Source organism: Nocardioides antri (assembly GCF_008373765.1).
Lineage (GTDB): Bacteria > Actinomycetota > Actinomycetes > Propionibacteriales > Nocardioidaceae > Nocardioides > Nocardioides antri.
Window position 1 is genome coordinate 24,952 of sequence record NZ_VUJW01000004.1, and the last position, 24,657, is coordinate 49,608.

A 24,657-nucleotide genomic window follows, 5' to 3' on the forward strand; every position below is an offset into this window, starting at 1 on the left:
CCCGGCTCTCGGGGCACACGTCAGTCAGCGGCGAGCTCGAAGTCGGCGAAGTCGAACCCGGGCGAGACCAGGCAGCTCACCAGGGCGTCCGCGTCGGACGGCACGGTGCGCTGCCACACGCCCGCCGGGACCAGCCCCTGGGGCGTGGCGGCGTCGACCACGATCCGGGTGACGTCGTCGGCGGGCGCCCGGCCCGACCCGCCGAGCTCGACCGTCACCGCGCCGAGGTGGGCGAGCCAGACCTCGTCGGACGCGACCCGGTGCCACGCCGACGACTCCCCGGCGGCCAGCAGGAAGTAGATCAGCGTCGCGGTCGGCCGCACCCGCCCGTCGGGCAGCTCGACCGTCTCCGGTGAGACCCAGGTCTGGCGGTACCAGCCCCCTTCGCGGTGCGGCGCGAGGTCGAGGGCGTCGGCGAGGGGCGGGCGCATGTGCCCGATCCTGCCGCAGCCCTCAGGACTGCTTGCTCGGGGGCGGCTCGTCCGGGTCGAAGCGCGGATCGGCCATGAGGTACTGCCCCAGCAGCCCCGGCCGCTTCTTGTCGCCCCGGCTGGGCCACGACAGCGGCCGACCCTCCGCGTGGTCCCAGGCCCGGTCGGTGCGCTTCACGATCCCGCGCGCCACCGACCCCATCAGCCCCTTGTGCGGGAGGTAGGGGTGCGGTCGCGACGGCTCACCGGGCTCGACCTCGTCGAGCCGCTCGGCCAGCTCGTCGACCTCGCTGTCGTCGAGGGTGTCGGTGAGCTGGTCGGCGAGCTCCTCCTCGCGCGCCCGCAGCGCCTCGAGCGCCGTACCCACCTCCGACCAGACCGCCGGCCAGGCGATCCGCTTCTCGTAGACCGAGCCGTACTCGTGGGCCTTCACGTGGGACAGCACCACCTCGAGCACCTGCATCGAGTCGACGTACCCGTGGGCGAGCTGCCTCCCGTCCGGGAGCTCCTTGCGCGCGGACGGCACCAGGACCTCGTTGACGGCGTGGAGGTGACGGCTGGCTGTCGTCACGAACGTGTCGATCGGCTGGTAGCCGCGGTGCGGGCCGTCCAGCTCCGCGTGCTCGCCGGGCGAGCCGAACTGCGTGCGCAGCACCTCCAGCTCCTCGGCCAGCGCGTCGTGCGAGCGCTGGACGGACCGGTTCAAAACCTCGGTGCTCCCCATCGACCTCACCTCATCGGCTCGATGTGCGCTGGTTGCACCTTCCATCGTGCGCCGGTGCCCCACCGTCCACAAGGGGTACGACGAGCGATCAGGCGTCGAGGACCGGCCGGTCGTTGTAGATGCCTGCCGCGACCTGCCCGGTGAGGCTGCCGATCGCCGTCATGATCCGGTCGGTGAGGTCGCGCCGCGCCTTGCCGGGAGCGATCCCGGCGTACTCGTCGCCGACCTCGATCGGTTGGCCGAAGGCCACCGTCACCCGCGCAAGTCGGGGCAGGCGCGAGCCGATCGGCTGGAGCCGGTCGGTGCCGGTGAGGCCCACCGGCACGACCGGTGCGCCGGAGGTGAGCGCCAGGTGCGCGACGCCCGTGCGGCCGCGGTAGAGCCGGCCGTCGCGGGACCGCGTGCCCTCCGGGTAGATCCCGAACGCCTCGCCCCGGCCGAGCACGTCGAGCGCGGTCTGGAGCGAGCCCATCGCCGCGGCGGAGTCCTCGCGGTCGACGGGCAGCATGCCGAGCCCCTCGAACCACGCCTTCGACAGCGCGCCCTTGAGACCGGTGCCGTTGAAGTAGTCCGACTTCGCGAGGAAGACCACCTTCCGCGGCACCACGATCGGGATCACCATCGAGTCGGCGAAGCTGAGGTGGTTGCTCGCGAGGATCACCGGGCCCTGCGGGGGCACGTGGTGGAGGCCGCGCACGGTCGGCCGCCACACGGCCTTCGCGGCCGGCGGGACGACGGTGTGCAGCGCCTGGTAGAGCACGCTGTGACGCTAGGGGTTACCGGCGGGTCGGCCGAATCGGGGTCCACGCGCTGGCGGCGAGCACCGTCTGCGACACGCTCGCGCCGTTGAAATGGGTGAAGGGCCCTTCGCGAGTATGAGTCGCAAAGGGCCCTTCGGTTGACCGGTACTGGTGACGCTCCCGATCGATCCGGCCGGACCGCGAAGGTTCCCACGAGCCTCGTCACCCGACTCGTGCGGCGCGCGTTCCCGTGAGGGATCGTCTGCCGATTGGATCCTCGCCTTCCGGCTGATCCCGTCCTCCCGGAGGAGGACGTGGGAGAAGTTCTATGCCTCCATGGAGGGCCGGCGCAAGGGGTTCCGAGCAGGAATCTCCGGCAGTTTCGAGTTTCCGGCGTGTCGTCCACAGGTACCCCGAATCGTGTCCACAGGCCACCGGCGCTTCATCCCCAGACTGTGAGTACGTCTGTGGATGATGAGCGGACCCGCTCGGGCGGTCCGACCACGTTGAGTACCCGTACTCAGCCCGGTCGAGTAGCGCCGCGATGTGCGGCTCGGGCGATTCGTGGGGAGATGGATGACATGCGCTATGCCGACCCGGACCTGTGTCCCGACTGCCGCTCGGACCTCCCCCGCGGCTCCGCCGCCTGTGCGACCTGCGCCCTGCCGGTCCGGCACCCGCTCGCCGTCGAGCTCTTCGCGACGCTGACCCGCGCCGACTCGCTGGTCGCACAGCTCCGGTCGGTGGCGACCCAGGCCACTGCTCCCCCCGCCGCCCCCCGCGTGGCCGGCCCGGTGCCTCCTCCGCCGCCCGGGGCCGGCCCGGCGGCGTCGTACCCGCCACCACCCGCGCCGCCCCGCGCCGGCGTCGGCACGGCGGTCATCCCGAAGATCCTGCTCGGCCTCGGCGCGTTCTGCCTCCTCGCGGCGGCGATCGGGTTCCTCGCGGTCGCGTGGTCCGTCATCGGCGTCGGCGGCCGTACGGCGGTCCTGCTGACCCTGACCGCCGCCGCCACCGGCGGTTCGCTGCTGCTCAACAAGGCCGGCCTGCGGATCGCCGGCGAGTCCATGAGCGTCGTCGCGCTCGGCATGATGCTGCTCGACGTGATCGGCGGGCACTCCGCCGGCTGGTTCGGCGACTCGTCGGCCGGCTGGGCCGTGGCCGCGGGCGGCGCGGTGATGGCGCTCGGCGGCACCGGCATGGCCCTTCCGCGGTTCGGTGACGGGCCACGGCTGGTCGCGCCGCAGGTCTTCGTCGGCATCGGGTACGTCGTGGGCTGGGCCGGCCTCGTCGCCGCCCTGGACCACGAGCTGATCGCCGGCCACGCGCTGGTCGCCCTCGGGGCCGGCATCACGTGGCTGTCGCGCACCGCACTGCCGGTCCGCGCCTGGAGCGTCGGGATCGCCACCGCCGTGGTGTGGAGCGCCACCGCGGCGTACGGCGTGGTGCTGGCCTTCGCCGAGCCGGACCTCGGCGGGCTGTGGATCGGCGGCTCCGGCTGGTCGCTCCTCGCGTCGGCGGCGACGACGCTGGCCCCCGGCCTGGTCCTCAGGAAGCGCGACCTGCTCATCGGTGGCGCCTCGGTCGGGGCCGTGCTGGTCACGATCGCGCTGGTCGCCCCGGCGGTCGACGAGTCGGCCCGGATCGCCGGTGCCGTGACCCTCGCGGTCACCGCGGCCTGGGTCGCGGCGTACCGGCTCCTCCCGGCGACGCTCCGGATGGTCGCGCTGGCTCCGGCCGCGATCGGCTCCCTCGCCCTCCTCGCCTTCGTCGCGGTCACCTCCGTGGTGGCGCTGGTCCGCATCGCCGGCATCGGCGCCGGCAGCTCGTTCGAGGTCGTGCTGCGGGGGCCCGACCCCGTCACCGAGCCCCTGCTGACGGTCCCGTCGGTCCTGGTGCCGCTCGCCTTCCTCGCCTTCCTGCAGCCGAGGCGCGACGGGCGCACCGGCGCTCCGTGGTGGCAGGCCGGCGCCGTCATCGGTGGTCTCGCGACGGTGATCACGCTGGCGTCGTACGACGTGCCGCTCGCGGTCGTCGTCGGCTGCGTCGGCCTGGTGGCCGTCGGCAGCATGGTGCTCGGCCTCGTGGCCCCTTCGACAGGCTCAGGACAACGCCACGACGGCCGGCAGACCGCCCTCGGGCTGGTCGGGCTCGGCATCGGCGCGGTGGGCATCCTGCTTGCACTGCCGAGCACCCCGGTCGTCGCGGTGGCGTCCGGCATGCTGCTGGGCATCGCCCTGATCGGGCACTTCCTCGGCCGCACGACCGAGCTGCGTGGCGTCGCGGCCGTCACGCTGTCCCCCGCGCTCGCGGTCCTCGTCTGGACCGCCGGTCTCGCCAACGATGTCGACGCCGCGTGGCTCGGCATGCCGCTGCTCGCGCTGCTCGGCCTGCTGGCGATCGCCCGGCCGCGGCTCGAGGTCGAGGTGCCGGCGGTCCTGGTCGCCGTGGCCGCGGTGCCGCCGGCGATCTTCGCCGGCGACGACGCCGGGGGCTCGCTCGCCCTGCACCTGGTCGTCCTGGGCGCCGTGCTGTCGGCGACCGCCCTGGTCCACGAGTCCCGCCGCATGCTGGTGTGGGTCGCCGTGCCGGTGTTCGCTCTGGCGTCGTGGGTGTGGTTCGGCGACAAGGGCGTCACCGCGCCGGAGCCCTACACGCTGCCGATCGCCGCGGCCCTGGTCCTCCTCGGCCTGCTGCACCTGCGGCGCCACCCCGACGCGGGCACCGAGGTCGCGCTGCTCCCCGGCCTCCTGCTCGGCACCCTGCCGTCGCTCGTCTGGGTGCTCGGCGACCCGGTGTCGCTGCGGGCCCTGGCCCTGGGGGCGGCGTGCCTCGTCCTGACCATCGCGGGCGCCGCGCTGCGGTGGAGCGCGCCGCTGCTGGTCGGCTCGATCGTCGGCTCGGTCGTCGTGCTCCGCGAGATGGGCCCCTACGCCGCCGATGTCCCGCAGTGGGTCTGGATCGGTCTGGCCGGTGCGCTGCTGACGACGGTCGGCATCACCTGGGAGCGCCGACTGCTCGACGTCCGCAACGCGGTCGGTGCGATCGGGCGCCTCCGGTGACGATCGGGCGACCTGCTAGGAATGGGCGCATGGCTACCACTGCACTCGGGGGCAACCCCATCACCACCGTCGGCGAGCTGCCGGCGGTCGGCTCCCCCGCCCCTTCGTTCGAGCTGGTCGGCAACGACTTCAGCGCCGTGAAGCTGCCCGGCGGCACCCGGACCGTCCTCAACATCTTCCCGAGCATCGCGACCGGCATCTGCTCGGGCAGTGTCCGGAAGTTCAACGAGCTCGCGGCCGGCCTGGACAACACCACCGTCATCTGCGTCTCGAACGACCTGCCGTTCGCGCTCGACGCGTTCTGCGGCGCCGAGGGGATCGACAACGTGACGACCGCGTCGGGCTTCCGGTCGAGCTTCGGCGACGACTACGGCGTGACGCTGGTCGACGGCAAGTGGGCCGGCCTGCTGGCCCGCTCGATCGTCGTCATCGACGAGGACGGCAATGTCGTCCACACCCAGCTGGTCCCCGAGATCGCCACCGAGGCCGACTACGACGCGGCCGTCGCAGCCCTCAGCTGATCCGCTCCACCTCATCCTCCGGCCGGGCCGGGTCCCAGAACGCTTCGCGCATCTGGACCCGGCCCGTGCTGCTGCACGGGGTGCCCTCCGCCGCGTAGCGCTCCCGGGCCTCGCCGTCGTGGCTCGGCGGCAGCGAGCCGTCGGCCCGCACCACGCGCCACCACGGCACCGGGCCGCCGTGGTGCGCCATCACCGACCCGACCTGGCGCGGGCCACCGCCGACGACGGCGGCGATGGCGCCGTACGTCGTGACGCGGCCGGGCGGGATCTGCTCGACGCACGACAGCACCCGCTCGACGTACTCCTCCTTGGCGGGATCCACCCGGTCATCCTGCACCAGGAAACGCCGAGGACCCCGTCGCTGGCGACGGGGCCCTCAGGTGCTCCCTCGGTGCGGTGAAACGCTCCAAAGAACCATGGCTCGGCCCGGAGGTGACCCGGGCCCTTGCTGCCCGGATCAACGACCGAGACGGGACGCGGGTTACGACCGCGGAGGATCAGTACGCCGGCTGGCTGGGGTCGATCTGGTTGACCCAGGCCACGACCCCGCCACCCACGTGGACGGCGTCGGAGTACCCGGCGCCCTTGACGATCGCGAGCGTCTCCGCCGAGCGCACGCCGGTCTTGCAGTGCATCACGATCTGCTTGCCCGAGTCGACCAGCGGGAGCTTCTCCAGGGCGGACCCGTTCAGGAACTCGGCCTTGGGGATCAGCACCGAGCCGGGGATCTTGTTGATCTCGTACTCGACCGGCTCGCGCACGTCGACGAGCACGAAGTCGCGGGTGCCCTCCTCGCGCTCCTTGAGCATGTGCTCGAGCTGACCGACGGTGATCGTCGAGTCGGCGGCCGCGTCCGCGGCCTCCTCCGAGATCGCGCCGCAGAAGTAGTCGTAGTCGATGAGCTCGGTGACGGTCGGGTTCTCGCCGCAGAGCGCGCAGCTGGGGTCCTTGCGGACCTTCAGCTTGCGGTACTCCATCTCGAGGGCGTCGTAGATCATCAGCTTGCCGACGAGCGGATCGCCGACGCCGGTCAGCATCTTGATCGCCTCGTTGACCTGGATCGAGCCGATGCTGGCGCACAGCACGCCGAGCACGCCGCCCTCGGCGCAGCTCGGCACCATGCCGGGCGGCGGGGGCTCGGGGTAGAGGCAGCGGTAGCAGGGAGCGTCAGCGACCGAATCAAAACCGGCGTCCTCCTTGCGGCGGAGCCGCGGGGCGAAGACCGATGCTTGGCCGTCGAAGCGGTAGATCGAGCCCCAGACGTAGGGGATCCCGAGGAAGTACGCCGCGTCGTTGACCAGGTAGCGCGTCGCGAAGTTGTCGGTGCCGTCGACGATGAGGTCGTAGCCCTTGAAGATCTCGAACACGTTGTCGTTGTCGAGCCGCTCGGGGTGGACGATCACGTTGACGTAGGGGTTGATCTCCGCGACGGAGTCCTTGGCCGAGTCCGCCTTCGGGCGGCCGATGTCGGACTGGCCGTGGATGATCTGGCGCTGCAGGTTGGACTCGTCGACCTCGTCGAACTCGACGATGCCGAGCGTGCCGACGCCCGCCGCGGCGAGGTACATCAGCGCCGGGCTGCCAAGGCCCCCGGCCCCGATCACCAGCACCTTGGCGTTCTTGAGCCGCTTCTGCCCGGCCATGCCCACGTCGGGGATGATCAGGTGGCGGCTGTAGCGACGGACCTCGTCGATGGTCAGCTCGGCGGCCGGCTCGACCAGCGGCGGATAGCTCACGGTGGTGCTCCTCGTGGGATTCTCGGGGTGGCCGCGGTCGGCGGCCGTCAGGGAACAACATCGATGTCGGTGCTCGTGTTCCCGGCCTTCCATGGTCCCTCCCCCGCCCCGACCGACCCCGACACGTCCCGTCATCCGGACCCGGCCCCTCCCCGACGCCGTCCTACTCGGGAGTAGGCTCGGCGCGTGGTCAGCAGGTCGTACGACGTCGAGGACCCCCGCCGCCCCCGCGGGGTCCGGTTGCCGCGCCGTGAGCGCCGCGCCCAGCTCCTCTCCTCCGCGCTCGAGGTCTTCGTCGCCCAGGGCTACCACGCCGCCGCGATGGACGACATCGCCGAGCGCGCGGGCGTCTCGAAACCGGTGCTCTACCAGCACTTCCCCGGCAAGCTCGAGCTCTACCTCGCGCTGCTCGACGAGGCGTGCGACACGATCATCGCCAACTGCCGGGCGGCGCTGGAGTCCACCACCGACAACAAGCAGCGCGTCGCCGCGACGATGGAGGCGTTCTTCGGCTACGTCGCACACGACGCCGGGGCGTTCCGACTGGTCTTCGAGTCCGACCTCACCAGCGAGCCTGCCGTCCGCGACCACGTGGACCGGGTCACCACCGAGTGCGCCGACATGATCACCGAGGTGATCCGCGAGGACACCAACCTGCCGACGTCCGCGTCGCGGCTGCTGGCCGTCTCCCTGGTCGGCATGGCCCAGGTGAGCGCCCGCTTCTGGCTGACCGACTCCGGCGGGCTCGAGCGGGAGCAGGCGGTCGCCCTCGTGTCGGGCCTGGCATGGCGCGGCATCCGGGGCTATCCGCTGACCGACTAGTCTCGAGAGCGATGGCGTCCTGGACGCCCGGACGACAGAAGGAGAGGGCCGTGGAGGTCAAGATCGGCGTGCAGAACGCCTCCCGGGAGCTGACCGTCGAGACCGACGAGTCCACCGACGCGATCGAGAAGCTCGTGACCGAGGCGATCGGCTCCGGCGGTGTGCTCGTCCTCACCGACCACAAGGGCCAGCGCACCGTCGTGCCCGCCGACAAGCTCGCCTACGTCCACATCGGGCGCAGCGTCGCCGGCCAGGTGGGCTTCCGCAGCTGATCGGCTCGTAGGGAACTCATCGGCCGCTCCCAGCCGTTCCTCAGGAAGCGCGGGCAGTGTTGCCCGGGGAAGGTGAGGGACATGCTGCAGTTCCGCTTCGACGCCGAGAGCGACACGGGTCGCCACCGCGACAACAACGAGGACGCCGGCTTCGCCGGTCCCTACCTGCTGTGCGTCGCCGACGGCGTGGGTGGTGCTGCTGCCGGTGAGGTGGCGTCCGCCACGACGTCGTACGTCGTCAGCGCCCGCGCGCTCGCGAGTCCCGGCCACGACCCGCTGCGGCTGCTCGCGGCCGCAGCCGAGGAGGCGCACCAGCAGCTCGCCCTCGGGGTCGACGCCGACACCCGGCGGATCGGGATGGCGACCACGCTGACCGCCATCCTCACCAACGGCGTGCAGACCGCGCTCGCCCACGTCGGCGACTCGCGCGCGTACCTCCTGCGGGACGGCGGGTTCACCCAGCTCACCCACGACCACACGCTGGTGCAGGCGATGGTCGACGCCGGCCGGCTGACGCCGGCCGAGGCCGCTGCCTCTCAGCTCCGCAACGTCGTGCTCCAGGCCATCGACGCGACCAGCACACCGACCCCCGACCTGCTGTGGCTCGACCTGCGCCCCGGCGACCGGCTGCTGCTGTGCAGCGACGGCCTCAGCGACGTCCTGTCCGAGGCCGCCATCGCAGCGGTGCTCTCCGTGCCCTCGCTCCGGCTCGCGACGCGCAACCTCGTCCAGGCTGCGCTCGACGGCGGCTCCCACGACAACGTCACCGCGATCGTCGCCGACGTCGTCGACGAGCCCGCGGTCGTCGGCACCGGCTCAGTGCTCGGCGCCGGGGCCGACCTGGCCAACGTGGTCGACCCGACAGCCGTCCGCCGGCTGCGGTCGGCCTGAAAGTATGTCGCGACTGTCCCCTGCCGGTCCTAGACTGGAGGCATGACCACATCGTCGTACGAGTACGCACGCCTCTGGGTGCCGCTCTACGACAACACCACGCTCTCCGTCGCACGCCCGGTCTTCCTGCTCGAGGCCGCCGACGGGTTCGAGGGCATCGTCGCCGAGAAGAACACCACGCTCATCGGCGTGCTCAACGAGTTCGGCCGCGAGGGGTGGCGGATCGACACCACGCCGATCCGGGTGACCGCCCCCTCCCCCGAGTTCCAGCTGCTCATCGACGCCACCCTCGACGAGGTCGACGGCGGCTCCCTCAGCGAGGCCGACTCCGGCGCCGTCAACGAGTTCGACGTCTACGGGATGCGCCGGCAGCTGACCTGACCGGTCACTCGGCGGCGAACAGGTCGCCGTGGTCCTCCACGCGCTGGAGCACCTCGCCCATCGAGAACTGCTCGAGCCCGAGCTCGTCCTCGGCGCCGGCCTCGACCTCCTCCCAGGTCAGCGGCGTCGCCACGGTGGGACGGTCGCGGCCGCGGAGGGAGTACGGCGAGATGGTGGTCTTCGAGCCGGCGTTCTGGGACCAGTCGATGAAGACCTTGCCGCGCCGGCGTGCCTTCGTCATGGTCGCGGTGATCAGCGCCGGGTGGGTCGAGGCGAGCTCCTCGGCGACCTCCTTCGCCACGCCGCTCACCTCGTCGGACGGGAGGTACGACGACAGGTCGGCGTAGAGGTGGAGCCCCTTGCTCCCGCTCGTCACCGGCCGGGCGTCGAGCCCGCGGGCCGAGAGCGCCTTCCGCGCGTGGAGCGCCACCTGGCAGCACTCGTGGAGCCCGGCCGGCTCCCCCGGGTCGAGGTCGACGACGAGCCGGTCGGCACCGAGCGGCTCGCCGGAGTCGTCGACGGTCCACTGGTGCACGTGCAGCTCGAGTGCCGCCAGGTTGACCATCCACATCAGCGTGGCGAGGTCCTCGACGATCGGGAACACCAGGGTGTCGCCGTGGCGGCTCGGGCCGCGCGAGCCGGTGGTCGGCACCTCGGCCGTGCGCACCCAGGAGGGCGTGCCGGCAGGTGCGTTCTTCTCGAAGAAGCTCATCGTCTGCACGCCGTGCGGCCACCGGATCCGGGTGACCGGCCGGCCGGCGAGGTGCGGCAGCAGCACCGGCGCGATCCGGGCGTAGTAGTCGAGCACCTCGCCCTTCGTGGTGCCGGTCGCCGGGTAGAGCACCTTCTCCAGGTTGCTCAGCTTGAGGGTGCGTCCCTCGACGTCGACGTGGACCTCGCTCACGGTGCCCCCAGGTCTTCGGGTGTCAGATCGCTCCGCAGCCCTTGGTACGACGGCTGCCGGAGCCGGTCGTAGCCGGCGCCATGGGTGTCGACGTCCACGACCAGCACCGGCTCCAGCCAGACCGTCCCCTGCGCGTCGACGCGCGGCACCTCGTCGGCGAACGGGCTGGTGGCGCGGCCCAGCGGTGCCACCACCTCGGCCAGGACCCGGGACTGCTTGGGCCCGATCCCGCTGCCCACCCGCCCACGGTAGAGCAGGCCCTGCGGGGTGGGCTCGCCGACCAGCAGGGAGGCCAGGTGGGTGCCGCCGGTCTGCGGCCGCCACCCGCCCACGACGTACGACGCCCGGTGGCGGTGCGCGAACTTCAGCCAGTGCTGGGTGCGCTCCCCCGGCCGGTAGCGCGAGTCGCGCCGCTTGCTGACGATGCCCTCGAGCCCCTGCCCCCGGGTGGCGTCGAACAGCATGCTGCCGTCGTCGTACGTGCTCGGCACCTGCCAGCCGGAGCCGCCCAGGTCGAGCGCCTCCAGCCGGGCGCGGCGCTCGTCGAGCGGGAGCCGGGTGAGGTCGTCGCCGTCGTGGCGGAGCAGGTCGAAGACCATGAACGTGGCAGGGGTCCGCTCGGCGAGCCGGGCGACGGTCGCGGTCTTGCGGACGTGGATCCGCTCGGCGAGCACCCGGAAGTCCGGCAGGCCGCGCTCGTTGAGGGCGATGATCTCGCCGTCGACGACCAGGTCGGGGTGGTCGGGCGGCGTGGCCAGCTCAGGCCAGGCGCCCGTGATGTCGTTGCCGTTGCGACTGGTCAGCCGCACCGTGGAGGAACCGACGGTCGCGAGGGCGCGGACGCCGTCCCACTTCACCTCGTGGCACCAGTCGTCGCCGCTCGGCACGTGCGCGCCGGCGGTGGCGAGCATCGGCAGAAGTATCGGCACCGGCCAATCATGACGTGGGCGGTGGTTGAGGTGCGAGCGCTAGCGAGCCTCGAAACCCATGCGGTCCACGACGTACGCCGCGATGGCGAGGCTCGACGTCGCGGCCGGTGACGGCGCGTTGCGCACGCTCGTCACGCCGTTGCCGCTGACGATCGCGAAGTCGTCGAGGAGCGAGCCGTCCCGTGCGATCGCCTGCGCCCGCACGCCCGCGCCGGCGCGCACCACGTCCTCGGGACCGATGCCGGGCACGTAGCGCTGCGCCGCCCGCAGGTAGGCGCGCTTCGACACCGAGCCGCGCACCTCCCGCGCCCCGGTGCGCCAGTGCGTGCGCGCCATCCGCCAGAAGCCGGGATGCCCCAGCGTCCCCGCGGCGTCGGCGATGCGGAGGCCGGGGCGGACGGCGTACCCCTCCCGGTGGAGGGCGAGCACCGCGTTCGGCCCGATCTCGAGGCTGCCGCGTTGTACTGAGCCTGTCGAAGTGTCCACGCGCCGGGTGAAGTGGACGCCGAGGAACGGGTAGCGCGGGTCCGGGACCGGGTAGACCATGCCGCGCACGAGGTCGCGCTTCGGCCCGGGGACCGTGAGGTACTCCCCGCGGAACGGCACGATCCGTGGCTCCCGCTGCCCGTCCACCACCCGGCCGAGCCGGTCGGCCTGGAGGCCTGCGCACAGCACCAGGTGGTCGACCGGGTGCGGCCGCTCCGCGGTGGCGACGACGATCCGTCCGCGATCACGGGAGGCGCCGGTGACCGCCGTGGAGAGGTGTACGACGCCGCCGGCCTTCGCGACCTCGCCCGCGAGGTGCCGCGCGATCACCCGGTAGTCGGTGATCGCGGTGTGGGGCGAGTGCAGCGCGGCCAAGCCGGTCGCGTGCGGCTCGATCTCCCCGATCTCGTCCGGCCCGATCCGGCGCAGGCCGGGCACACCGTTCGTGCGCGCGGTCTGCTCCAGCGCGTCGAACCGACCCATCTCCGAGGGGTCGACGGCGACGACGAGCTTCCCGCACTCGTCGTAGGGCAGGTCGTGCTCGAGGCAGTAGTCGCGGATCAGCGTGCGTCCGCGCGCGCAGAGCTCGGCCTTGAGGCTGCCCGGCCGGTAGTAGATGCCCGCGTGCACGACCCCGGAGTTGTGGCCGGTCTGGTGCGCCGCGAGATGGTCCTCCTTCTCGAAGACGACCACCCGGGTGCCCGGCCGCTGGCGGGTGATCTCACGAGCGACGGCGAGCCCGATGATCCCGCCCCCGACGACGCCCACGGTCTGCTCCGGCACGCGACCATGGTCCCAGGTCGGTGCCGGGCCGTACCCTGGGTCCATGCGTGCGATCTGGAAGGGCGCCGTCTCGTTCGGCCTCGTGAGCGTCCCCGTGAAGCTCTACTCCGCCACCGAGAGCCACGACGTGTCCTTCCGGCAGGTCCACGCGAAGGACGGCGGGCGGATCAAGTACCAACGCATCTGCTCGATCGACGGCGAAGAGGTGCCGTACGCCGACATCGCGAAGGGCTACGAGACCGAGGACGGCGAGATGGTCGTGCTCACCGACGACGACCTGGCCGAGCTGCCGTCGACGTCGTCGCGCGAGATCGCGGTCGAGAAGTTCGTCCCGACCGAGCAGATCGACCCGATGCTCTTCGAGAAGTCCTACTACCTCGAGCCCGAGTCGACCGGCGCCAAGCCCTACGCCCTGCTGCGCCAGGCGCTGCTCGAGGCCGACCGGATGGCGGTCGTGACCGTCGCGCTCCGGCAGCGCACGACCACCGCCGTGCTGCGCGTGCGCGGCGACGTGATCGTGATGCAGACGATGATGTGGCCCGACGAGATCCGGACGCCCGACTTCAAGATCGAGACCGGCGAGGTCAAGGACGCCGAGGTCAAGATGGCCCGGATGCTCGTCGACACCCTCGCCGGCGACTTCGAGCCGGAGGAGTTCGAGGACGACTACGCCGCCGCGGTGGAGGCCGTGGTCAAGGCGAAGATCGAGGGCGGCGAGATCCGTCGTACCCCCACCTCGACGAAGACCGGGGGCGAGGTCGTCGACCTGCTCGCCGCGCTGCAGCGCTCGGTCGAGGCCGCCAAGACGTCCCGGGGCGAGGAGCCCGCCGCCGGGGAGGAGCCGCCGAAGAAGAAGGCGCCCGCCAAGAAGGCTGCGAAGAAGGCGCCGGCGAAGAAGACCGCCGCCAAGAAGAAGCCTGCCGCCAAGAAGGCCAGCTGACCCACCCCGGTGGTTGAGCCGCGAGGCGCGCCAGCGCCGAGCCTCGAAACCACCGGGCGTCGACGACGGGGTCGGTGTCCGGCAGGCGCGACCGCCGCGGTCGGGTGACGGTTCTGGATTTTTGAAGAACGGTGGTTGCGCGGCGTCGGTGGTTGCGGCACTCGGTCGCGCACCTGCCCGGGCTGCGGAGGCCTGAGGTGCTCGCGTGGTCACGGAAACGGAGTCGAACCGGTGGTTGAGGTGCGAGGCGCCAGCGCCGAGCCTCGAAACCACGGCGACTGCCACTTGTCCGAACCGGTGGTTGAGGTGCGAGGCGCGCCAGCGCCGAGCCTCGAAACCACCACCTGAAGACCACCTGCCGTCCACCGGCCATGATCGTCGAATGGCCTGTCCACAGGCGGGTTCCGGGCGCATGGTGATGTCGGTGCTCGACGGTTGAATAGGTGGCATGGATCTCGGGACCGCACCGATCTTCGACCTCACCGCCGCGCCGGCGGACGAGGCCGCTGAGGGCGCGCCGGTCTCGCGGTCGCAGGAGCTGCTCGCCGAGATCCGCGCTAACCGGACCATGCTGTTGGACTGCCAGATCAACGAGGTCCGGCAGATCGCGGAATGGGCTGCTGAGCACGTCGTTAGCGAGGAGTCCGGTGACGCCGCCACCCTGACCGAGCGCGGCCTGGACACCGGCCTGCCGGTCGCCGGACCCGGTGCGCCGCTGGTCTCGGACTTCGCCGTCATGGAGCTCACCGCACTCCTCGGCCGATCCTTGGACTCCGGCCGCTCCTACATCGGGCAGGTGGTCGAGCTGGCCTACCGGCTCCCCAAGACCTGGGCACGGGTCCTGGAGGGCCGGGCGCCGGTCTGGAAGGCACTGCGGGTCGCCGACGCCACCCGCACGCTGCCGTTCGACGCCGCCGGATTCGTGGACCGCCACCTCGCCCCTTTCGCCCACGGCATCACGTGGGCCCAGGTCGACCGGCTCGTCGAGGAAGCCCTGGTCCGGTTCGACCCCGCGGCTGCTGAGGAGAAGCGCCGCGTGGCGCAGGACCACCGGCACTTCGACATCGACCTTCAGCAGACCGGCTACCACGGCACCGCCCACGTGAGCGGTGTCCTCGATGCCGCCGACGCCCTCGACCTCGAACACGCCATTAGCCGCCGCGCCAAGGTCCTCGGCCAGCTCGGCTGCGAGGAGACCCTCGACGTCCGCCGCTCGATCGCGGCCGGTGAGCTCGCCCGCCACGACCTCTCGTTGGACCTCGACATCGCCGACCCCGCCACCGGGGAGACCACCCGCACCGTGCCGGGCCGCAAGGTCGAGCTCGTCCTCCACGTCTCAGCGGCCGACCAGACGGTCGGCCGCATCGGCAACACCCGCACCCCGATCGCCCCCGAGCAGATCAAGACCTGGATCCGCACCCCCGGCACCACCGTGATCATCCGCCCGGTCCTCGACCTGGCCGGCCACCAACCCGTCGACTCCTACGAGATCCCCGACCGCATCCGCCGCCAGGTCACCCTCCGCGACCACCACTGCGCCTTCCCCCACTGCACGAAGCCAGCGGAGTCCTGCGATCTCGACCATGTTGTGCCGCACCGCGAGGGCGCGTCTACCTGTCCCTGCAATCTGGCGCCCCTGTGCCGCGGCCACCACCGGTTGAAGACCGCCGGCCGGATGACCTACCGGAGCCTCACCCCCGGCACCTACCACTGGACCGGGCCCTCCGGACAATGGCTGGTCGACCCCACCGGCACCCACGACCTCCACGCCACCGACCCACCCGACCAGTAGCCACCACGCCCCGACCCCGCCACAGGGCGGGGCCACCGGCATGCGCAGGGTCAGACCCGGACCGCCGACCCGTGCCGATGCACGTGCGACCTGGCTGGGCAATCCCTACGGTATGGCCATGAGCTACGAGCGATTCCTCGCGGCCGCACAACGAGTCCTCGACGGGGATGAGTCGGTCCAGGCGGCGAAAGACCTGGCGGGCGTTGCGCGGGAGGACTATCCCGGTGACGAGCGGTTCGACGAGCTCCTCGAGGTGCTGGCGCGGTACACACCGGAGGAGGGCAGCCCCAACGCCGTGGCCGAAGAGGTCCGCACGGTCATCCGGGAGACGAACGCCCGCGTCATGTGAGACAGCGCCGTGCCCGCGGCGCTGGGGAGGTCTGGCAGGACCTCCCAGTTGCCTCTCGGTTCCGCAAGGACTGGGCCGACCAGGACGTCCACGAGCACCGCACCGGAACCAAGCGCTACCGGCACCCCGAGGTCGGCGAGGTCGAGGTCACCTACGACGTCTTCGCGCTGCCCGGCGAGCCCGGCCTCTCGGTCACCACCTATACCGCCGAGGAAGGCTCGGAGACCGCCGAGAAGCTCGCCCTCCTCGCCAGCTGGGCCGCGACGCGCAGTCAGCAGGGCTGACCCCGACCGCGGCCGGGTCAGCCGCGGACGAGGACCCGCTTGGCCGGCTGCATCCGGGACGCGGGCGCAGCGAGCGTCCGCAGGTGGATGTTCTGCAGCAGGCCGATGGCGAGCATGCCGGCGAACATCGAGGAGCCGCCGTACGACACGAAGGGCAGCGGAACCCCGGTGACCGGCATGATGCCGACGCACATCCCGATGTTCTGGAACGCCTGGAAGCCGAACCAGCAGGCGATGCCGGCGGCGGCGATCCGGCCGAAGACGTCGTCGGTGCGGGAGGCGATGACCAGCGCGCGCCAGATGACGACACCGAGCAGGCAGATCAACAGGCCGGCGCCGACCAGGCCGAGCTCCTCGCCGGCCACGGTGAAGACGAAGTCGGTGTGCTGCTCGGGCACGAAGCCGGAGCCGGTCTGCGATCCGTCGAAGAGGCCCTGGCCGAACAAACCTCCGTTGCCGACCGCGATCCGCGCCTGCTCCACGTTGTAGCCCGCACCGCGCGGGTCGCGACCGGGGTCGGTGAACGCGAGGAACCGGTCGACCTGGTACTGCTCGAGGAAGCCGGTGACCACGGCGAACGCGGCCACCAGCACGCCGGAGCCGACGAGCACCGCCAGCCAGCGCCGGTGGGCGCCGGACGCGGCGACCACGCCGAAGACGGTGGCGCTGAGCACGAGCATGGTGCCGAGGTCGGGCTGGGCGAGGATCAGCGCCGCGGGCAGCGCAGCGACCGCCAGCATGAGGAGTACGTCGACAGTGCCGACCCGGTCGCGCCAGCGGCCCTCACTGCGCTCGGCCACGACCAGGGCCATCCCCACCACGACAGCGAGCTTGGCCAGCTCCGAGGGCTGGAGCGACAGCCCGCCGAGCATCAGCCAGGAGCGCGAGCCGTTGATGGTGGTGCCCATGACGAGGACGAGGACCAGCCCGACGACGGCCAGCCCGTAGGCGACCGGAGCGAGGATCCGGACCCAGCGGTGGTCGGTGGCGGCCACGACGACCATCAGCCCGAGACCGATCCCGAGGTTGACGATCTGCTTGGCGAGGAACGCCTTCGGGTCGCCGCCGGTGAGGTCGTCACGGTTGACCGTCGCCGACCACACCAGCACGCAGCCCAGGGCGCCGAGCAGCACGACCGCGCCGAGGAGGGCCAGGTCGAGGTCGCGCCAGGCCAGCCAGCCGGAGCCGCCGACGCGGCGGGACCGGGTGGACGTCCGGATGGTGGGGGTCGCGGCCATCAGTCCTCCTCGCGGACGGGCGGCAGGATCGATCCGTCGCGGCCGAACACGGGCAGCTTCTCGGGCGGGACGGTGCCGGGGATCGCCGCCTTCGACGGCACCACGCGCTCCCCCTGGACGCCGTACAACGCCTCCCAGATCTTGCGGATGCCGGGTCCGGAGGTGCCGGAGCCGGTGCCGCCCTGGCTGACCATCATCACGACCACGTAGTCGTCGGTGTAGGACGCCACCCACGACGTCGACTGCTTCCCGTAGACCTCGGCCGACCCCGTCTTCGAGCGGATCTGCACCTGGTCGAGCGGGAAGCCGCCGAGCCGCCACGCCATGGTGCCCTCGCGGCTGACGGTCTTGAGCGCCTCGTCGATGTAGGTCAGGACCGAGTCCGGCAGGTCGACGTCGCCGCCCTTCGACGGCTCGATCTCGCGGATCACCTCGCCGTCCGGGGAGACGATCGCCTTGCCGACCCGCGGCTCCCACAGCGTGCCGCCGTTGGCGATGGCCGCGTAGCCCCGCGCGAGCTGGAGCGGGGTGACGATGGTGTCGCCCTGGCCGATCGCGAAGTTCACCGCGTCACCGGCGCGGTAGGCGTAGCCCTCGACACAGAACTCGTAGGCGAACTTGTAGACGAAGTCGCTGGTCTTGTCGTCCTGCGGCTTGTCGGCGATGCCGCAGTAGTAGTCCTTCATGGAGCGGTAGTAGGCGAGCTTCCACTTGCGGTCGGCGATCCGGCCGGACGCCTCGCCGGGGATGTCGATGCCGGTGGGCCTGCCGAAGCCGAAGGTCTTCGCCTCCTCGACCAGCGGGTCCTTGGCGTCGACGTCAGCGACGTCGGAGCCGAACCGCTGCCAGTAGTCGTAGCCGACCCGGTAGAAGAAGGTGTTGCAGGAGACCTTGAGGGCGTCGGCGAACGAGATGTAGCCGTAGGCGCCGGACTCGTAGTTCTTCCAGGCCCGGTTGCCCACGGTGAAGGACGACGAGCAGTTGAGCCGGGTGTCCGCGCTGTAGCCGTGGGTCAGCGCAGCGGCCGTCATGAACGGCTTCCAGGTCGACCCCGGCGCGAACTGGCCCTGCATCGCCCTCCCCAGCAGCGGCGTGCCGGCGGCCTCGGAGTAGAGCCGCTTCAGCTGCTTCTGGGTGATGCCGCCGACCCACACCGAGGGGTCGTACGTCGGCTGGCTGGCCATCGCCACGATGCGGCCGGTGTCGACCTCCATCACGACCGCGGCGCCGGCGTCGGCGACGTACGGCCTTCCGGTCACGGTGTCCACGGTGGACCGCGCGATCCTGATCATCTCGTGCAGCTGCCGCTCGACGACCGACTGCACCTTGGCGTCGATCGAGGTGACGAGGGTGTCACCGGGCTGGGCCTGGATGTCGCCCTCCTCGCCGATGACCTCGCCGTTGGCGTTGACCAACACCTGCTGGAAGCCGGGCTGGCCGCGCAACCAGGCGTCGTACTCCTTCTCGACGCCGGCCCGGCCGACCACGGACGCGCCGTTGACCGAGGAGTCGCCGCCCAGCTCGGCGGCCTCGAGCTCCTCCTTGGTGATCGGGCTGAGGTAGCCGAGCAGGTGCGCGGCATTGATGCCGTAGGGCTCCGGGTAGTCGCGCACGCTCTGCTGCACGACCACGACGCCGGGGAAGTCCTCCGGCTGCTCGTTGATGCGCAGCGCGGTGGCGTCGTCGAGGTCCTGCGCGACCGGGACCGGCTGGTACGGCGAGCCGTTCCAGCACACGCCCTCCTTCGCGCCCACGGTGCCGCACAGCACGAGCTTGCGGGCGATCTGGCGCGGCTCCAGGTCGAGCACCCGGCCGACGCGCTCGAGGAGCGCACGCCGTGTCCGCGGCTCCATCCGCCCGATCAGGGTGCGGTCGACGGACGCGACCCAGGTGAGCCGGTTGGTGACCAGTGGCCGTCCCATCGCGTCGACGATCAGGCCGCGCTCGGGCTGGACCACCACGTCGCGCACCGACTGCGAGGCAGCCTTGCCCTGGTACTCCTCCCCCGTCACCACCTGCAGGTAGTAGAGGCGGGCGGCGAGGGTCGCGAGCAGCGAGAACGCCAGGGCCTGGATCACGATCAGCCGTAGCCGGCTGCGGTGCGAGGAGCTGCTGGAGGTCGCGGCCATCAGACAGGCGTCCGCCGTGGGGTGCGCGGGGTCACCTGGGCCGGGCGGGCGCCCGGCTCGCGCGTGAAGAGCCACACCGTCGCCGGGACGACGACGGCTGCGGCGAGGACGTCGTACACGGCCGCGGCGAGGACGACCTCGAGCAGCTGGCCGAGGTCGACGGCGGGGTCGCGCAGCAGCAGGCCGGAGAGGGCGAACACCGAGATGCCGACGAACGCGCCGCCCGCGCCGGCCGCCAGCATGAGCGGGTACGACGGCCGCCCGCCGGACTGCCCGGAGTCGTGGTCGTGCGCGAACCGCCCGACGACGTACCCGACGACCATCAGCGCCAGCGCCCACCGCCCCGCCGCGTGGTCGGCCGGGGGCGCCACGTCGAGCAGCAGGCCGGCGCCGAACCCGAGCAGGGTGGCGAACCGGGGGTCGGTGACCAGCGCCGCGCCGACGACGGAGAGCAGCACCAGGTCGGGCACGACGCCGTCCCAGGCGAGGTGCGGGAAGACGGTGACCTGCAGCAGCAGCGCCATGACGACGGCGAGCAGCGCGGTGAACGGACGCCGGGTGCCTCTCATGACACCCCTCCGCCCTGGACGGTGCAGCCTGCCTCGATCACGCGCTCGCCGCCCGAGGGGACGACGACGCCGACCAGGTCGAGCGCGGTGAAGTCGACGTACGGCTCGAGGACGGCGCGGTAGGTGCCGAGGCGCAGCTCCTCGTAGACCCGCGAGACCTCGCCGATCGGGACGCCGGAGACGTACGGCGCGCCCCCCTCGCTACCCCAGGTCACGACCGCCTGTCCCCGCTCCGGCACGACGGTGTTGTCGAGGAGCCGCAGGTCGAGCGGAGCATCGTCCGCGAGGCCGCCCCGGCCGTCGACCATGCCGTTCTCCATGTTGTCGCCGACCCGGCCGCCCACGCTGGACGCGGCATCGACGATGAGCAGCACGGTGGCGGTGTGGCTGGTGACCTCGAGGATCCGGCCGACCAGCCCGTCGGCGTTGAGGACGGTCAGGTCGGGGCGCAGCCCGGCGTCCGAGCCGGCGTCAATCGTGACCGTGCTCGAGAACGACTGCGCGGAGCCGTAGCCGATGACCCGAGCGGGCGCGAGCGCGTAGCCGAGGTCGGTCATCCGGCACAGACCGAGGAGCTCGTCGCGCCGGTTCTCGTCGTACGGACCCCGGAGCAGCTCCAGCTCCTTGTCCTTGTTGTCGGCCTCGGCCGCGGCCAGGGCCTCGCGGAGGTCGGCGTTGGTGCGGAGGGCATCGGGGATCCCGACGATCGGTGCGAGGACGGTCGCGACACCCGCCTGGGCCGGGCCGAGCACCTCGCCGGCGACCCGGCGGACCGGCGCGACCGGCGACTCCTCACCGCTGGTGCTGTCGACCACCATCAGCGCGACGCACGCCAGGACCAGCGCGACCAGCAGCGAGCGCGAGGGCATGCCGCGCTGCTCCTGGCGCTCCCGGGCCGTGGCGACCTGCCGGACCGGGCTCTGCCGCGGTGGCCGGGTGTCGAGGGACATCAGAATCGCCTCGGGTTGGTGACCAGGACCTGCTGGAGCGCCTCGAACTCCTCCACGCACCGGCCGGCGCCCAGGGCGACGGAGACCAGCGGGTCCTCGGCGACGTGGACGGGCATCCCGGTCTCGTGGCGGATCCGCTCGTCGAGGCCGTGGAGCAGGGCACCGCCACCGGTGAGCACGATGCCGCGGTCCATGATGTCGCCGGCGAGCTCCGGCGGGGTCTGGTCGAGCGTGACGCGTACGGCGTCCACGATCGCGTGCAGCGGCTCGTCGAGGGCGTGCCGGATGTCGGCGGCCGTGACGGTGACCGTCCGCGGCAGGCCGGTGACCAGGTCGCGGCCGCGGACCTCACCCTCGGGCTCGCGCGGGGCGGGGAACGCGGACCCGAGGGTCAGCTTGACCTCCTCGGCGGTGCGCTCGCCGAGCATGAGGCCGTGCTCCTTCTTCATGTAGGCGACGATCGCGGCGTCGAGCTCGTCGCCGGCGGTGCGGATGCTGAGGCTGGTGACGATCCCGCCGAGGGAGATCACCGCGACCTCCGTCGTACCGCCGCCGACGTCGACGACCATGTTGCCGGTCGGCTCGTGCACGGGGAGGCCGGCGCCGATCGCGGCGGCCACGGGCTCCTCGACGACGTACACGCGCCGGGCGCCGGCCTGGTAGCCGGCCTCCTTCACCGCGCGCTGCTCGACCGGGGTGATGGCGCTCGGCACGCAGATGACCATTCGCGGCTTCGCGAAGTAGCGGCGCTTGTGGACCCGCGCGATGAAGTGGCGGAGCATCTGCTCGGTCGCCTCGAAGTCGGCGATCACGCCGTCGCGCAGCGGGCGCAGCGCGGTGATGTTGTCGGGGGTGCGGCCCATCATCGCCTTCGCCTCGTGCCCGACCGCGATGACGTCGCCGGTCGAGTCGTTGAGCGCGACCACGCTCGGCTCGTCGAGCAGGACGCCGCGGCGCCGGACGTAGACCAAGGTGTTGGCGGTGCCGAGGTCGACGGCCAGGTCGCGACCGATGATGCTGTTCGCCCTCAACGCATGCCTCGCAGACTCACCGAGGGTCCGACCGCCGTCGGTCAGGCCCAGGCCGTACGCGACGGGGAAGCCGGTGCGCCCCGAGGAGGCGGTGCGCCGGGGTGGGTCTCGGGCGCACGATCCGGGACCCTCCGCTTGCGAGGGTAGGTAAGGCTCAGCCTGTCACCACGGAGGCACGCCGATACGTGTGTGACGGATGTGACGTCTGTGGTAGGTCAGAGCTGGGGGAACCAGAGCGCGATCTCGCGCGCGGCGGACTCGGGGGAGTCGGAGCCGTGGACCAGGTTCTCGCGATTGGAGAGCGAGAGGTCGCCGCGGATGGTGCCGGGAGCGGCCTTGCGACCGTCGGTCGCGCCGTTGATGGCCCGGACGACCTCGATCGCCTCGTCGCCCTCGAGCACGAGTGCGACGAGCGGGCCGCTGGTCACGAAGTCGCGCAGCGGCGGGTAGAAGTCCTTCTGGACGTGCTCGTGGTAGTGCGCGTCGGCCTGGGCGGCATCGATGTGGCGCTGCTCCATCGCGACGACGGTGAGGCCCTTCGCCTCGAACCGCGAGAGCACGTTGCCCACCAGGCCGCGGCGTACGGCGTCGGGCTTGATCAGGACCAGGGTGCGTTGGGTCACGCGCGGACTCTACCGATGCTCCTCACCGAGCAACGGCACGAGGTACTTCGTCGCGAAGGCCCGGGTGGCCTCGTCGTCGTGCATCGGGATCCGGCCGTCCGGCGCGAGCACGAGGCTGAGCGCGAGCCGGGCCTGGATCTCGGCCACGAGGTCGGCATCCACGTCGAGGTAGCGCCCCTCGTCCTGCAGGTCACGGATCCAGCCGGCGATGTAGTCACGGACCATCACCATGATCTGGTCGGCCAGCTGGCCCGGCGGCACGGCCTCGCCGTCGTCGCCGTCGCCGCGGAGCAGCCGGACCAGGAGCTGCCGGTCGGCGACGGCGTGCGCGAAGGCCGTGAACCCCGCCGCCGCCTGGCCCTCGACCGTCGCCTCCTCCGCCAGCGCCGCGTCCACGACGCCGACCACCTTGGCGGCCTCGCGCAGCAGCAGGGCCCGGACGAGCTCCATCTTGCGCGGGAACCGGCGGTAGACGGTGGCGACGCCGAGGCCGGCCGCCTCGGCGATCTGGTTCATCGTCGTACGACGCACGCCCCCCTCGGCGAGGACCCCGTAGGCGGCGTCGAGGATCCGCACGGTCGCCGGGTCGATGTCCATGCCGCAGACCCTAGCCGCGCCGGCCTTCCGGTGATAGATTCCCAAGCACTTTCTATCACCGCAGTGTGGAGGCCCCATGGCGCTCACGTCCGCCGAGCAGCTCGTCCGCAGGCTCCGCACGACCTTCGAGTCCGGCCGGACCCGCGACCTGGACTGGCGTCGCGACCAGCTCCGCTCGCTGTCGCGGATGCTGAGAGACAACGAGGGGGCGCTCCTCGCCGCCCTGGCCGAGGACCTCGGGAAGCCGCGGTTCGAGGCGTGGGCCGGCGACATCGCCGCCTCCGCCGCCGAGGCCGACCACCTGCGCAAGCGCCTGGGCGGCTGGGCCAAGGACTCCTCCGCGCGGATGCCGATGGCGTTCCTGCCCGCCCGGGCGAGCATCCGCCACGAGCCGCGGGGCGTCGTGCTCGTCATCGCGCCGTGGAACTACCCCGTCTACCTCCTGGCCACGCCGCTCGCCGCCGCCCTCGCCGCCGGCAACGCCGTCGTCTGCAAGCCCTCGGAGCTCGCGCCGGCCACCTCGGCGCTGGTCACCCGGCTCGCCGGCGAGTACCTCGACCCGTCCGCCGTCGTCTTCGTCGAGGGCGGCGTCGAGGACACGACCGCGCTGCTCGAGCAGCGTTTCGACCACATCCTCTACACCGGCAACGGGACGGTCGGCCGGATCGTCGCCGAGGCGGCGGCGCGCCACCTCACCCCGACCACGCTGGAGCTCGGCGGCAAGAGCCCGGCGATCGTCGACCGCGACGCCAACCTCAAGCAGGCCGCCAGCCGGGTCGCGTTCGCGAAGTGGTCCAACGCCGGGCAGACCTGCATCGCCGTCGACCACGTGTGGGTCCACCACGACGTGCACGACGAGCTCGTCGACCGGCTCGCCACCGAGGTCCGCGCGCGCTACGGCGACGACCCGCGCCAGAGCCCCGACTTCGGCCGGATCGTCAACGAGCGGCACGCCGCACGGATCGGCGGGCTGCTCGACGCCGGTGGCTACGACGAGGTCGTCGCGGGTGGCACGGTCGACGTCGCGGACAGGTACGTCGCACCGACGATCCTCACCGGCGTCAAGCCGGACGCGGCCCTGATGGGCGAGGAGATCTTCGGGCCGGTCCTCCCCGTCCTCGGGTTCGGCGACATCAGCGAGCCGATCGCCCACGTCAACGCGGGCGAGCATCCGCTGGCGCTCTACGTCTTCTCGCGGCACAACGTCGACCGGGTCCTCGAGCAGACCACGTCCGGCGGCGCCTGCGTGAACGACACGATGATGCAGGTCTTCCCGCCCAGCCTCCCCTTCGGGGGCGTCGGCGCGAGCGGCTACGGGGCCTACCACGGCAAGTGGGGGTTCGAGACGTTCAGCCACCGCCGGGCGGTGTTCCGCCGGCCCTCGTTCTTCGTCGAGCCGGCACTCGCGAAGGCGCCCTACACCGCCGTCAAAGAGCGCATCGCGCGCCTCGTCTACTGACCGCCACCCAGGAG

General features: G+C 72.0%; 26 protein-coding genes. 11 read left to right on the forward strand and 15 right to left on the reverse strand.

The window, feature by feature from the left end; all coding sequences use genetic code 11:
- Positions 1-20: 20 nt before the first annotated feature.
- The 3 genes from F0U47_RS11515 to F0U47_RS11525 form a co-directional block, all read right to left on the reverse strand.
- Positions 21-431: a cupin domain-containing protein gene (locus F0U47_RS11515; RefSeq protein ID WP_149750629.1), complete on the reverse strand. Its 411-nt coding sequence runs from the start codon at positions 429-431 to the stop codon at positions 21-23.
- 22 nt (positions 432-453) lie between these two features.
- Complete coding sequence (locus tag F0U47_RS11520; RefSeq protein ID WP_149750630.1) at positions 454-1,155, reverse strand: hypothetical protein; 702 nt, start codon at positions 1,153-1,155, stop codon at positions 454-456.
- A gap of 88 nt (positions 1,156-1,243) precedes the next feature.
- On the reverse strand, positions 1,244-1,915 hold the full coding sequence (locus F0U47_RS11525) for a lysophospholipid acyltransferase family protein (protein ID WP_149750631.1): 672 nt from the start codon (positions 1,913-1,915) through the stop codon (positions 1,244-1,246).
- Positions 1,916-2,476: 561 nt separating this feature from the next.
- On the opposite strand from F0U47_RS11525, the gene F0U47_RS11530 reads away from it, so the two are divergent.
- Both F0U47_RS11530 and tpx read left to right on the forward strand, forming a co-directional pair.
- Positions 2,477-4,957, forward strand: a complete 2,481-nt coding sequence (locus tag F0U47_RS11530) for an SCO7613 C-terminal domain-containing membrane protein (protein ID WP_149750632.1) — start codon at positions 2,477-2,479, stop codon at positions 4,955-4,957.
- A gap of 29 nt (positions 4,958-4,986) precedes the next feature.
- A complete protein-coding gene (gene tpx / locus F0U47_RS11535; protein WP_149750633.1) occupies positions 4,987-5,478 on the forward strand; it encodes a thiol peroxidase in 492 nt (163 codons plus the stop codon).
- On the opposite strand, the gene F0U47_RS11540 is transcribed toward tpx, so the two are convergent.
- Together F0U47_RS11540 and moeZ are read right to left on the reverse strand one after the other, a co-directional pair.
- Entirely contained in the window at positions 5,471-5,800 is a 330-nt protein-coding gene (locus F0U47_RS11540) for an MGMT family protein (protein ID WP_246159578.1), read from the reverse strand. The genes tpx and F0U47_RS11540 overlap by 8 nt on opposite strands.
- Before the next feature lie 175 nt (positions 5,801-5,975).
- A complete protein-coding gene (moeZ, locus tag F0U47_RS11545; RefSeq protein ID WP_149750635.1) occupies positions 5,976-7,214 on the reverse strand; it encodes an adenylyltransferase/sulfurtransferase MoeZ in 1,239 nt (412 codons plus the stop codon).
- Between the two features lie 186 nt (positions 7,215-7,400).
- Between moeZ and F0U47_RS11550 the strand changes: the two genes are divergently transcribed.
- The 4 genes from F0U47_RS11550 (at position 7,401) to F0U47_RS11565 (ending at position 9,580) form a co-directional block, all read left to right on the forward strand.
- Positions 7,401-8,036: a TetR/AcrR family transcriptional regulator gene (locus F0U47_RS11550; RefSeq protein ID WP_149750636.1), complete on the forward strand. Its 636-nt coding sequence runs from the start codon at positions 7,401-7,403 to the stop codon at positions 8,034-8,036.
- A 50-nt stretch (positions 8,037-8,086) separates the two neighbouring features.
- A complete protein-coding gene (locus F0U47_RS11555; protein WP_149750637.1) occupies positions 8,087-8,308 on the forward strand; it encodes a DUF3107 domain-containing protein in 222 nt (73 codons plus the stop codon).
- An 81-nt stretch (positions 8,309-8,389) separates the two neighbouring features.
- Positions 8,390-9,199 carry a PP2C family protein-serine/threonine phosphatase gene (locus F0U47_RS11560; protein ID WP_149750638.1) on the forward strand — a complete coding sequence of 270 codons (810 nt, stop codon included), beginning with the start codon at positions 8,390-8,392 and terminating at the stop codon, positions 9,197-9,199.
- 42 nt (positions 9,200-9,241) lie between these two features.
- Positions 9,242-9,580, forward strand: coding sequence for a hypothetical protein (locus F0U47_RS11565; RefSeq protein WP_149750639.1), 339 nt, complete (start codon positions 9,242-9,244; stop codon positions 9,578-9,580).
- 4 nt (positions 9,581-9,584) lie between these two features.
- On the opposite strand, the gene ligD (F0U47_RS11570) is transcribed toward F0U47_RS11565, so the two are convergent.
- The 3 genes from ligD (F0U47_RS11570) to lhgD are packed head-to-tail and all read right to left on the reverse strand — an operon-like array spanning position 9,585 to position 12,682.
- A complete protein-coding gene (gene ligD / locus F0U47_RS11570; protein ID WP_149750640.1) occupies positions 9,585-10,484 on the reverse strand; it encodes a non-homologous end-joining DNA ligase in 900 nt (299 codons plus the stop codon).
- A complete protein-coding gene (gene ligD, locus F0U47_RS11575; RefSeq protein WP_149750641.1) occupies positions 10,481-11,413 on the reverse strand; it encodes a non-homologous end-joining DNA ligase in 933 nt (310 codons plus the stop codon). Before ligD (F0U47_RS11575) ends, ligD (F0U47_RS11570) begins: the two co-directional genes overlap by 4 nt.
- 39 nt (positions 11,414-11,452) lie before the next feature.
- A complete protein-coding gene (lhgD, locus tag F0U47_RS11580) occupies positions 11,453-12,682 on the reverse strand; it encodes an L-2-hydroxyglutarate dehydrogenase (protein WP_149750642.1) in 1,230 nt (409 codons plus the stop codon).
- Positions 12,683-12,725: 43 nt separating this feature from the next.
- Here lhgD and ku point away from each other — a divergent pair, with 43 nt between their 5' ends.
- The 4 genes from ku (at position 12,726) to F0U47_RS11600 (ending at position 16,047) form a co-directional block, all read left to right on the forward strand.
- Positions 12,726-13,622: a non-homologous end joining protein Ku gene (gene ku / locus F0U47_RS11585; protein ID WP_149750643.1), complete on the forward strand. Its 897-nt coding sequence runs from the start codon at positions 12,726-12,728 to the stop codon at positions 13,620-13,622.
- Positions 13,623-14,070: 448 nt separating this feature from the next.
- Positions 14,071-15,414: an HNH endonuclease signature motif containing protein gene (locus F0U47_RS11590; protein WP_149750644.1), complete on the forward strand. Its 1,344-nt coding sequence runs from the start codon at positions 14,071-14,073 to the stop codon at positions 15,412-15,414.
- Positions 15,415-15,532: 118 nt separating this feature from the next.
- Entirely contained in the window at positions 15,533-15,763 is a 231-nt protein-coding gene (locus F0U47_RS11595; protein WP_149750645.1) for a hypothetical protein, read from the forward strand.
- Positions 15,760-16,047: an MmyB family transcriptional regulator gene (locus tag F0U47_RS11600; protein WP_188111304.1), complete on the forward strand. Its 288-nt coding sequence runs from the start codon at positions 15,760-15,762 to the stop codon at positions 16,045-16,047. The genes F0U47_RS11595 and F0U47_RS11600 overlap by 4 nt, the downstream gene beginning before the upstream one ends.
- A 17-nt stretch (positions 16,048-16,064) precedes the next feature.
- Here F0U47_RS11600 and rodA read toward each other — a convergent pair whose 3' ends face one another.
- From rodA to F0U47_RS11635, 7 genes are all read right to left on the reverse strand, one after another.
- On the reverse strand, positions 16,065-17,285 hold the full coding sequence (rodA, locus tag F0U47_RS11605; protein WP_149750646.1) for a rod shape-determining protein RodA: 1,221 nt from the start codon (positions 17,283-17,285) through the stop codon (positions 16,065-16,067).
- On the reverse strand, positions 17,285-19,414 hold the full coding sequence (gene mrdA, locus F0U47_RS11610) for a penicillin-binding protein 2 (protein WP_149750647.1): 2,130 nt from the start codon (positions 19,412-19,414) through the stop codon (positions 17,285-17,287). The genes rodA and mrdA overlap by 1 nt, the downstream gene beginning before the upstream one ends.
- Positions 19,414-19,983, reverse strand: coding sequence for a rod shape-determining protein MreD (mreD, locus tag F0U47_RS11615; RefSeq protein WP_149750648.1), 570 nt, complete (start codon positions 19,981-19,983; stop codon positions 19,414-19,416). The genes mrdA and mreD overlap by 1 nt, the downstream gene beginning before the upstream one ends.
- Entirely contained in the window at positions 19,980-20,933 is a 954-nt protein-coding gene (mreC, locus tag F0U47_RS11620; protein ID WP_246159579.1) for a rod shape-determining protein MreC, read from the reverse strand. The genes mreD and mreC overlap by 4 nt, the downstream gene beginning before the upstream one ends.
- Complete coding sequence (locus tag F0U47_RS11625) at positions 20,933-21,964, reverse strand: rod shape-determining protein (RefSeq protein WP_281290983.1); 1,032 nt, start codon at positions 21,962-21,964, stop codon at positions 20,933-20,935. Before F0U47_RS11625 ends, mreC begins: the two co-directional genes overlap by 1 nt.
- Positions 21,965-22,179: 215 nt before the next feature.
- Positions 22,180-22,587 (reverse strand): nucleoside-diphosphate kinase, encoded by a 408-nt coding sequence (gene ndk / locus F0U47_RS11630; RefSeq protein ID WP_149750649.1) that lies wholly within the window; start codon positions 22,585-22,587, stop codon positions 22,180-22,182.
- Between the two features lie 9 nt (positions 22,588-22,596).
- Positions 22,597-23,184: a TetR/AcrR family transcriptional regulator gene (locus tag F0U47_RS11635; RefSeq protein WP_188111305.1), complete on the reverse strand. Its 588-nt coding sequence runs from the start codon at positions 23,182-23,184 to the stop codon at positions 22,597-22,599.
- A 76-nt stretch (positions 23,185-23,260) separates the two neighbouring features.
- On the opposite strand from F0U47_RS11635, the gene F0U47_RS11640 reads away from it, so the two are divergent.
- Positions 23,261-24,643, forward strand: coding sequence for an aldehyde dehydrogenase family protein (locus F0U47_RS11640; protein ID WP_149750651.1), 1,383 nt, complete (start codon positions 23,261-23,263; stop codon positions 24,641-24,643).
- The last annotated feature ends 14 nt before the right edge of the window (positions 24,644-24,657 follow it).

Coding starts and splice junctions, on each gene's coding strand:
- F0U47_RS11515 (WP_149750629.1), bottom strand. CDS start 431: ATGCGCCCGCCCCTCGCCGACGCCCTCGACCTCGCGCCGCACCGCGAA.
- F0U47_RS11520 (WP_149750630.1), bottom strand. CDS start 1,155: ATGGGGAGCACCGAGGTTTTGAACCGGTCCGTCCAGCGCTCGCACGAC.
- F0U47_RS11530 (WP_149750632.1), top strand. CDS start 2,477: ATGCGCTATGCCGACCCGGACCTGTGTCCCGACTGCCGCTCGGACCTC.
- tpx (WP_149750633.1), top strand. CDS start 4,987: ATGGCTACCACTGCACTCGGGGGCAACCCCATCACCACCGTCGGCGAG.
- F0U47_RS11560 (WP_149750638.1), top strand. CDS start 8,390: ATGCTGCAGTTCCGCTTCGACGCCGAGAGCGACACGGGTCGCCACCGC.
- F0U47_RS11565 (WP_149750639.1), top strand. CDS start 9,242: ATGACCACATCGTCGTACGAGTACGCACGCCTCTGGGTGCCGCTCTAC.
- ku (WP_149750643.1), top strand. CDS start 12,726: ATGCGTGCGATCTGGAAGGGCGCCGTCTCGTTCGGCCTCGTGAGCGTC.
- F0U47_RS11590 (WP_149750644.1), top strand. CDS start 14,071: ATGGATCTCGGGACCGCACCGATCTTCGACCTCACCGCCGCGCCGGCG.
- F0U47_RS11595 (WP_149750645.1), top strand. CDS start 15,533: ATGAGCTACGAGCGATTCCTCGCGGCCGCACAACGAGTCCTCGACGGG.
- rodA (WP_149750646.1), bottom strand. CDS start 17,285: ATGGCCGCGACCCCCACCATCCGGACGTCCACCCGGTCCCGCCGCGTC.
- mrdA (WP_149750647.1), bottom strand. CDS start 19,414: ATGGCCGCGACCTCCAGCAGCTCCTCGCACCGCAGCCGGCTACGGCTG.
- mreD (WP_149750648.1), bottom strand. CDS start 19,983: ATGAGAGGCACCCGGCGTCCGTTCACCGCGCTGCTCGCCGTCGTCATG.
- mreC (WP_246159579.1), bottom strand. CDS start 20,933: ATGTCCCTCGACACCCGGCCACCGCGGCAGAGCCCGGTCCGGCAGGTC.
- F0U47_RS11635 (WP_188111305.1), bottom strand. CDS start 23,184: ATGGACATCGACCCGGCGACCGTGCGGATCCTCGACGCCGCCTACGGG.
- F0U47_RS11640 (WP_149750651.1), top strand. CDS start 23,261: ATGGCGCTCACGTCCGCCGAGCAGCTCGTCCGCAGGCTCCGCACGACC.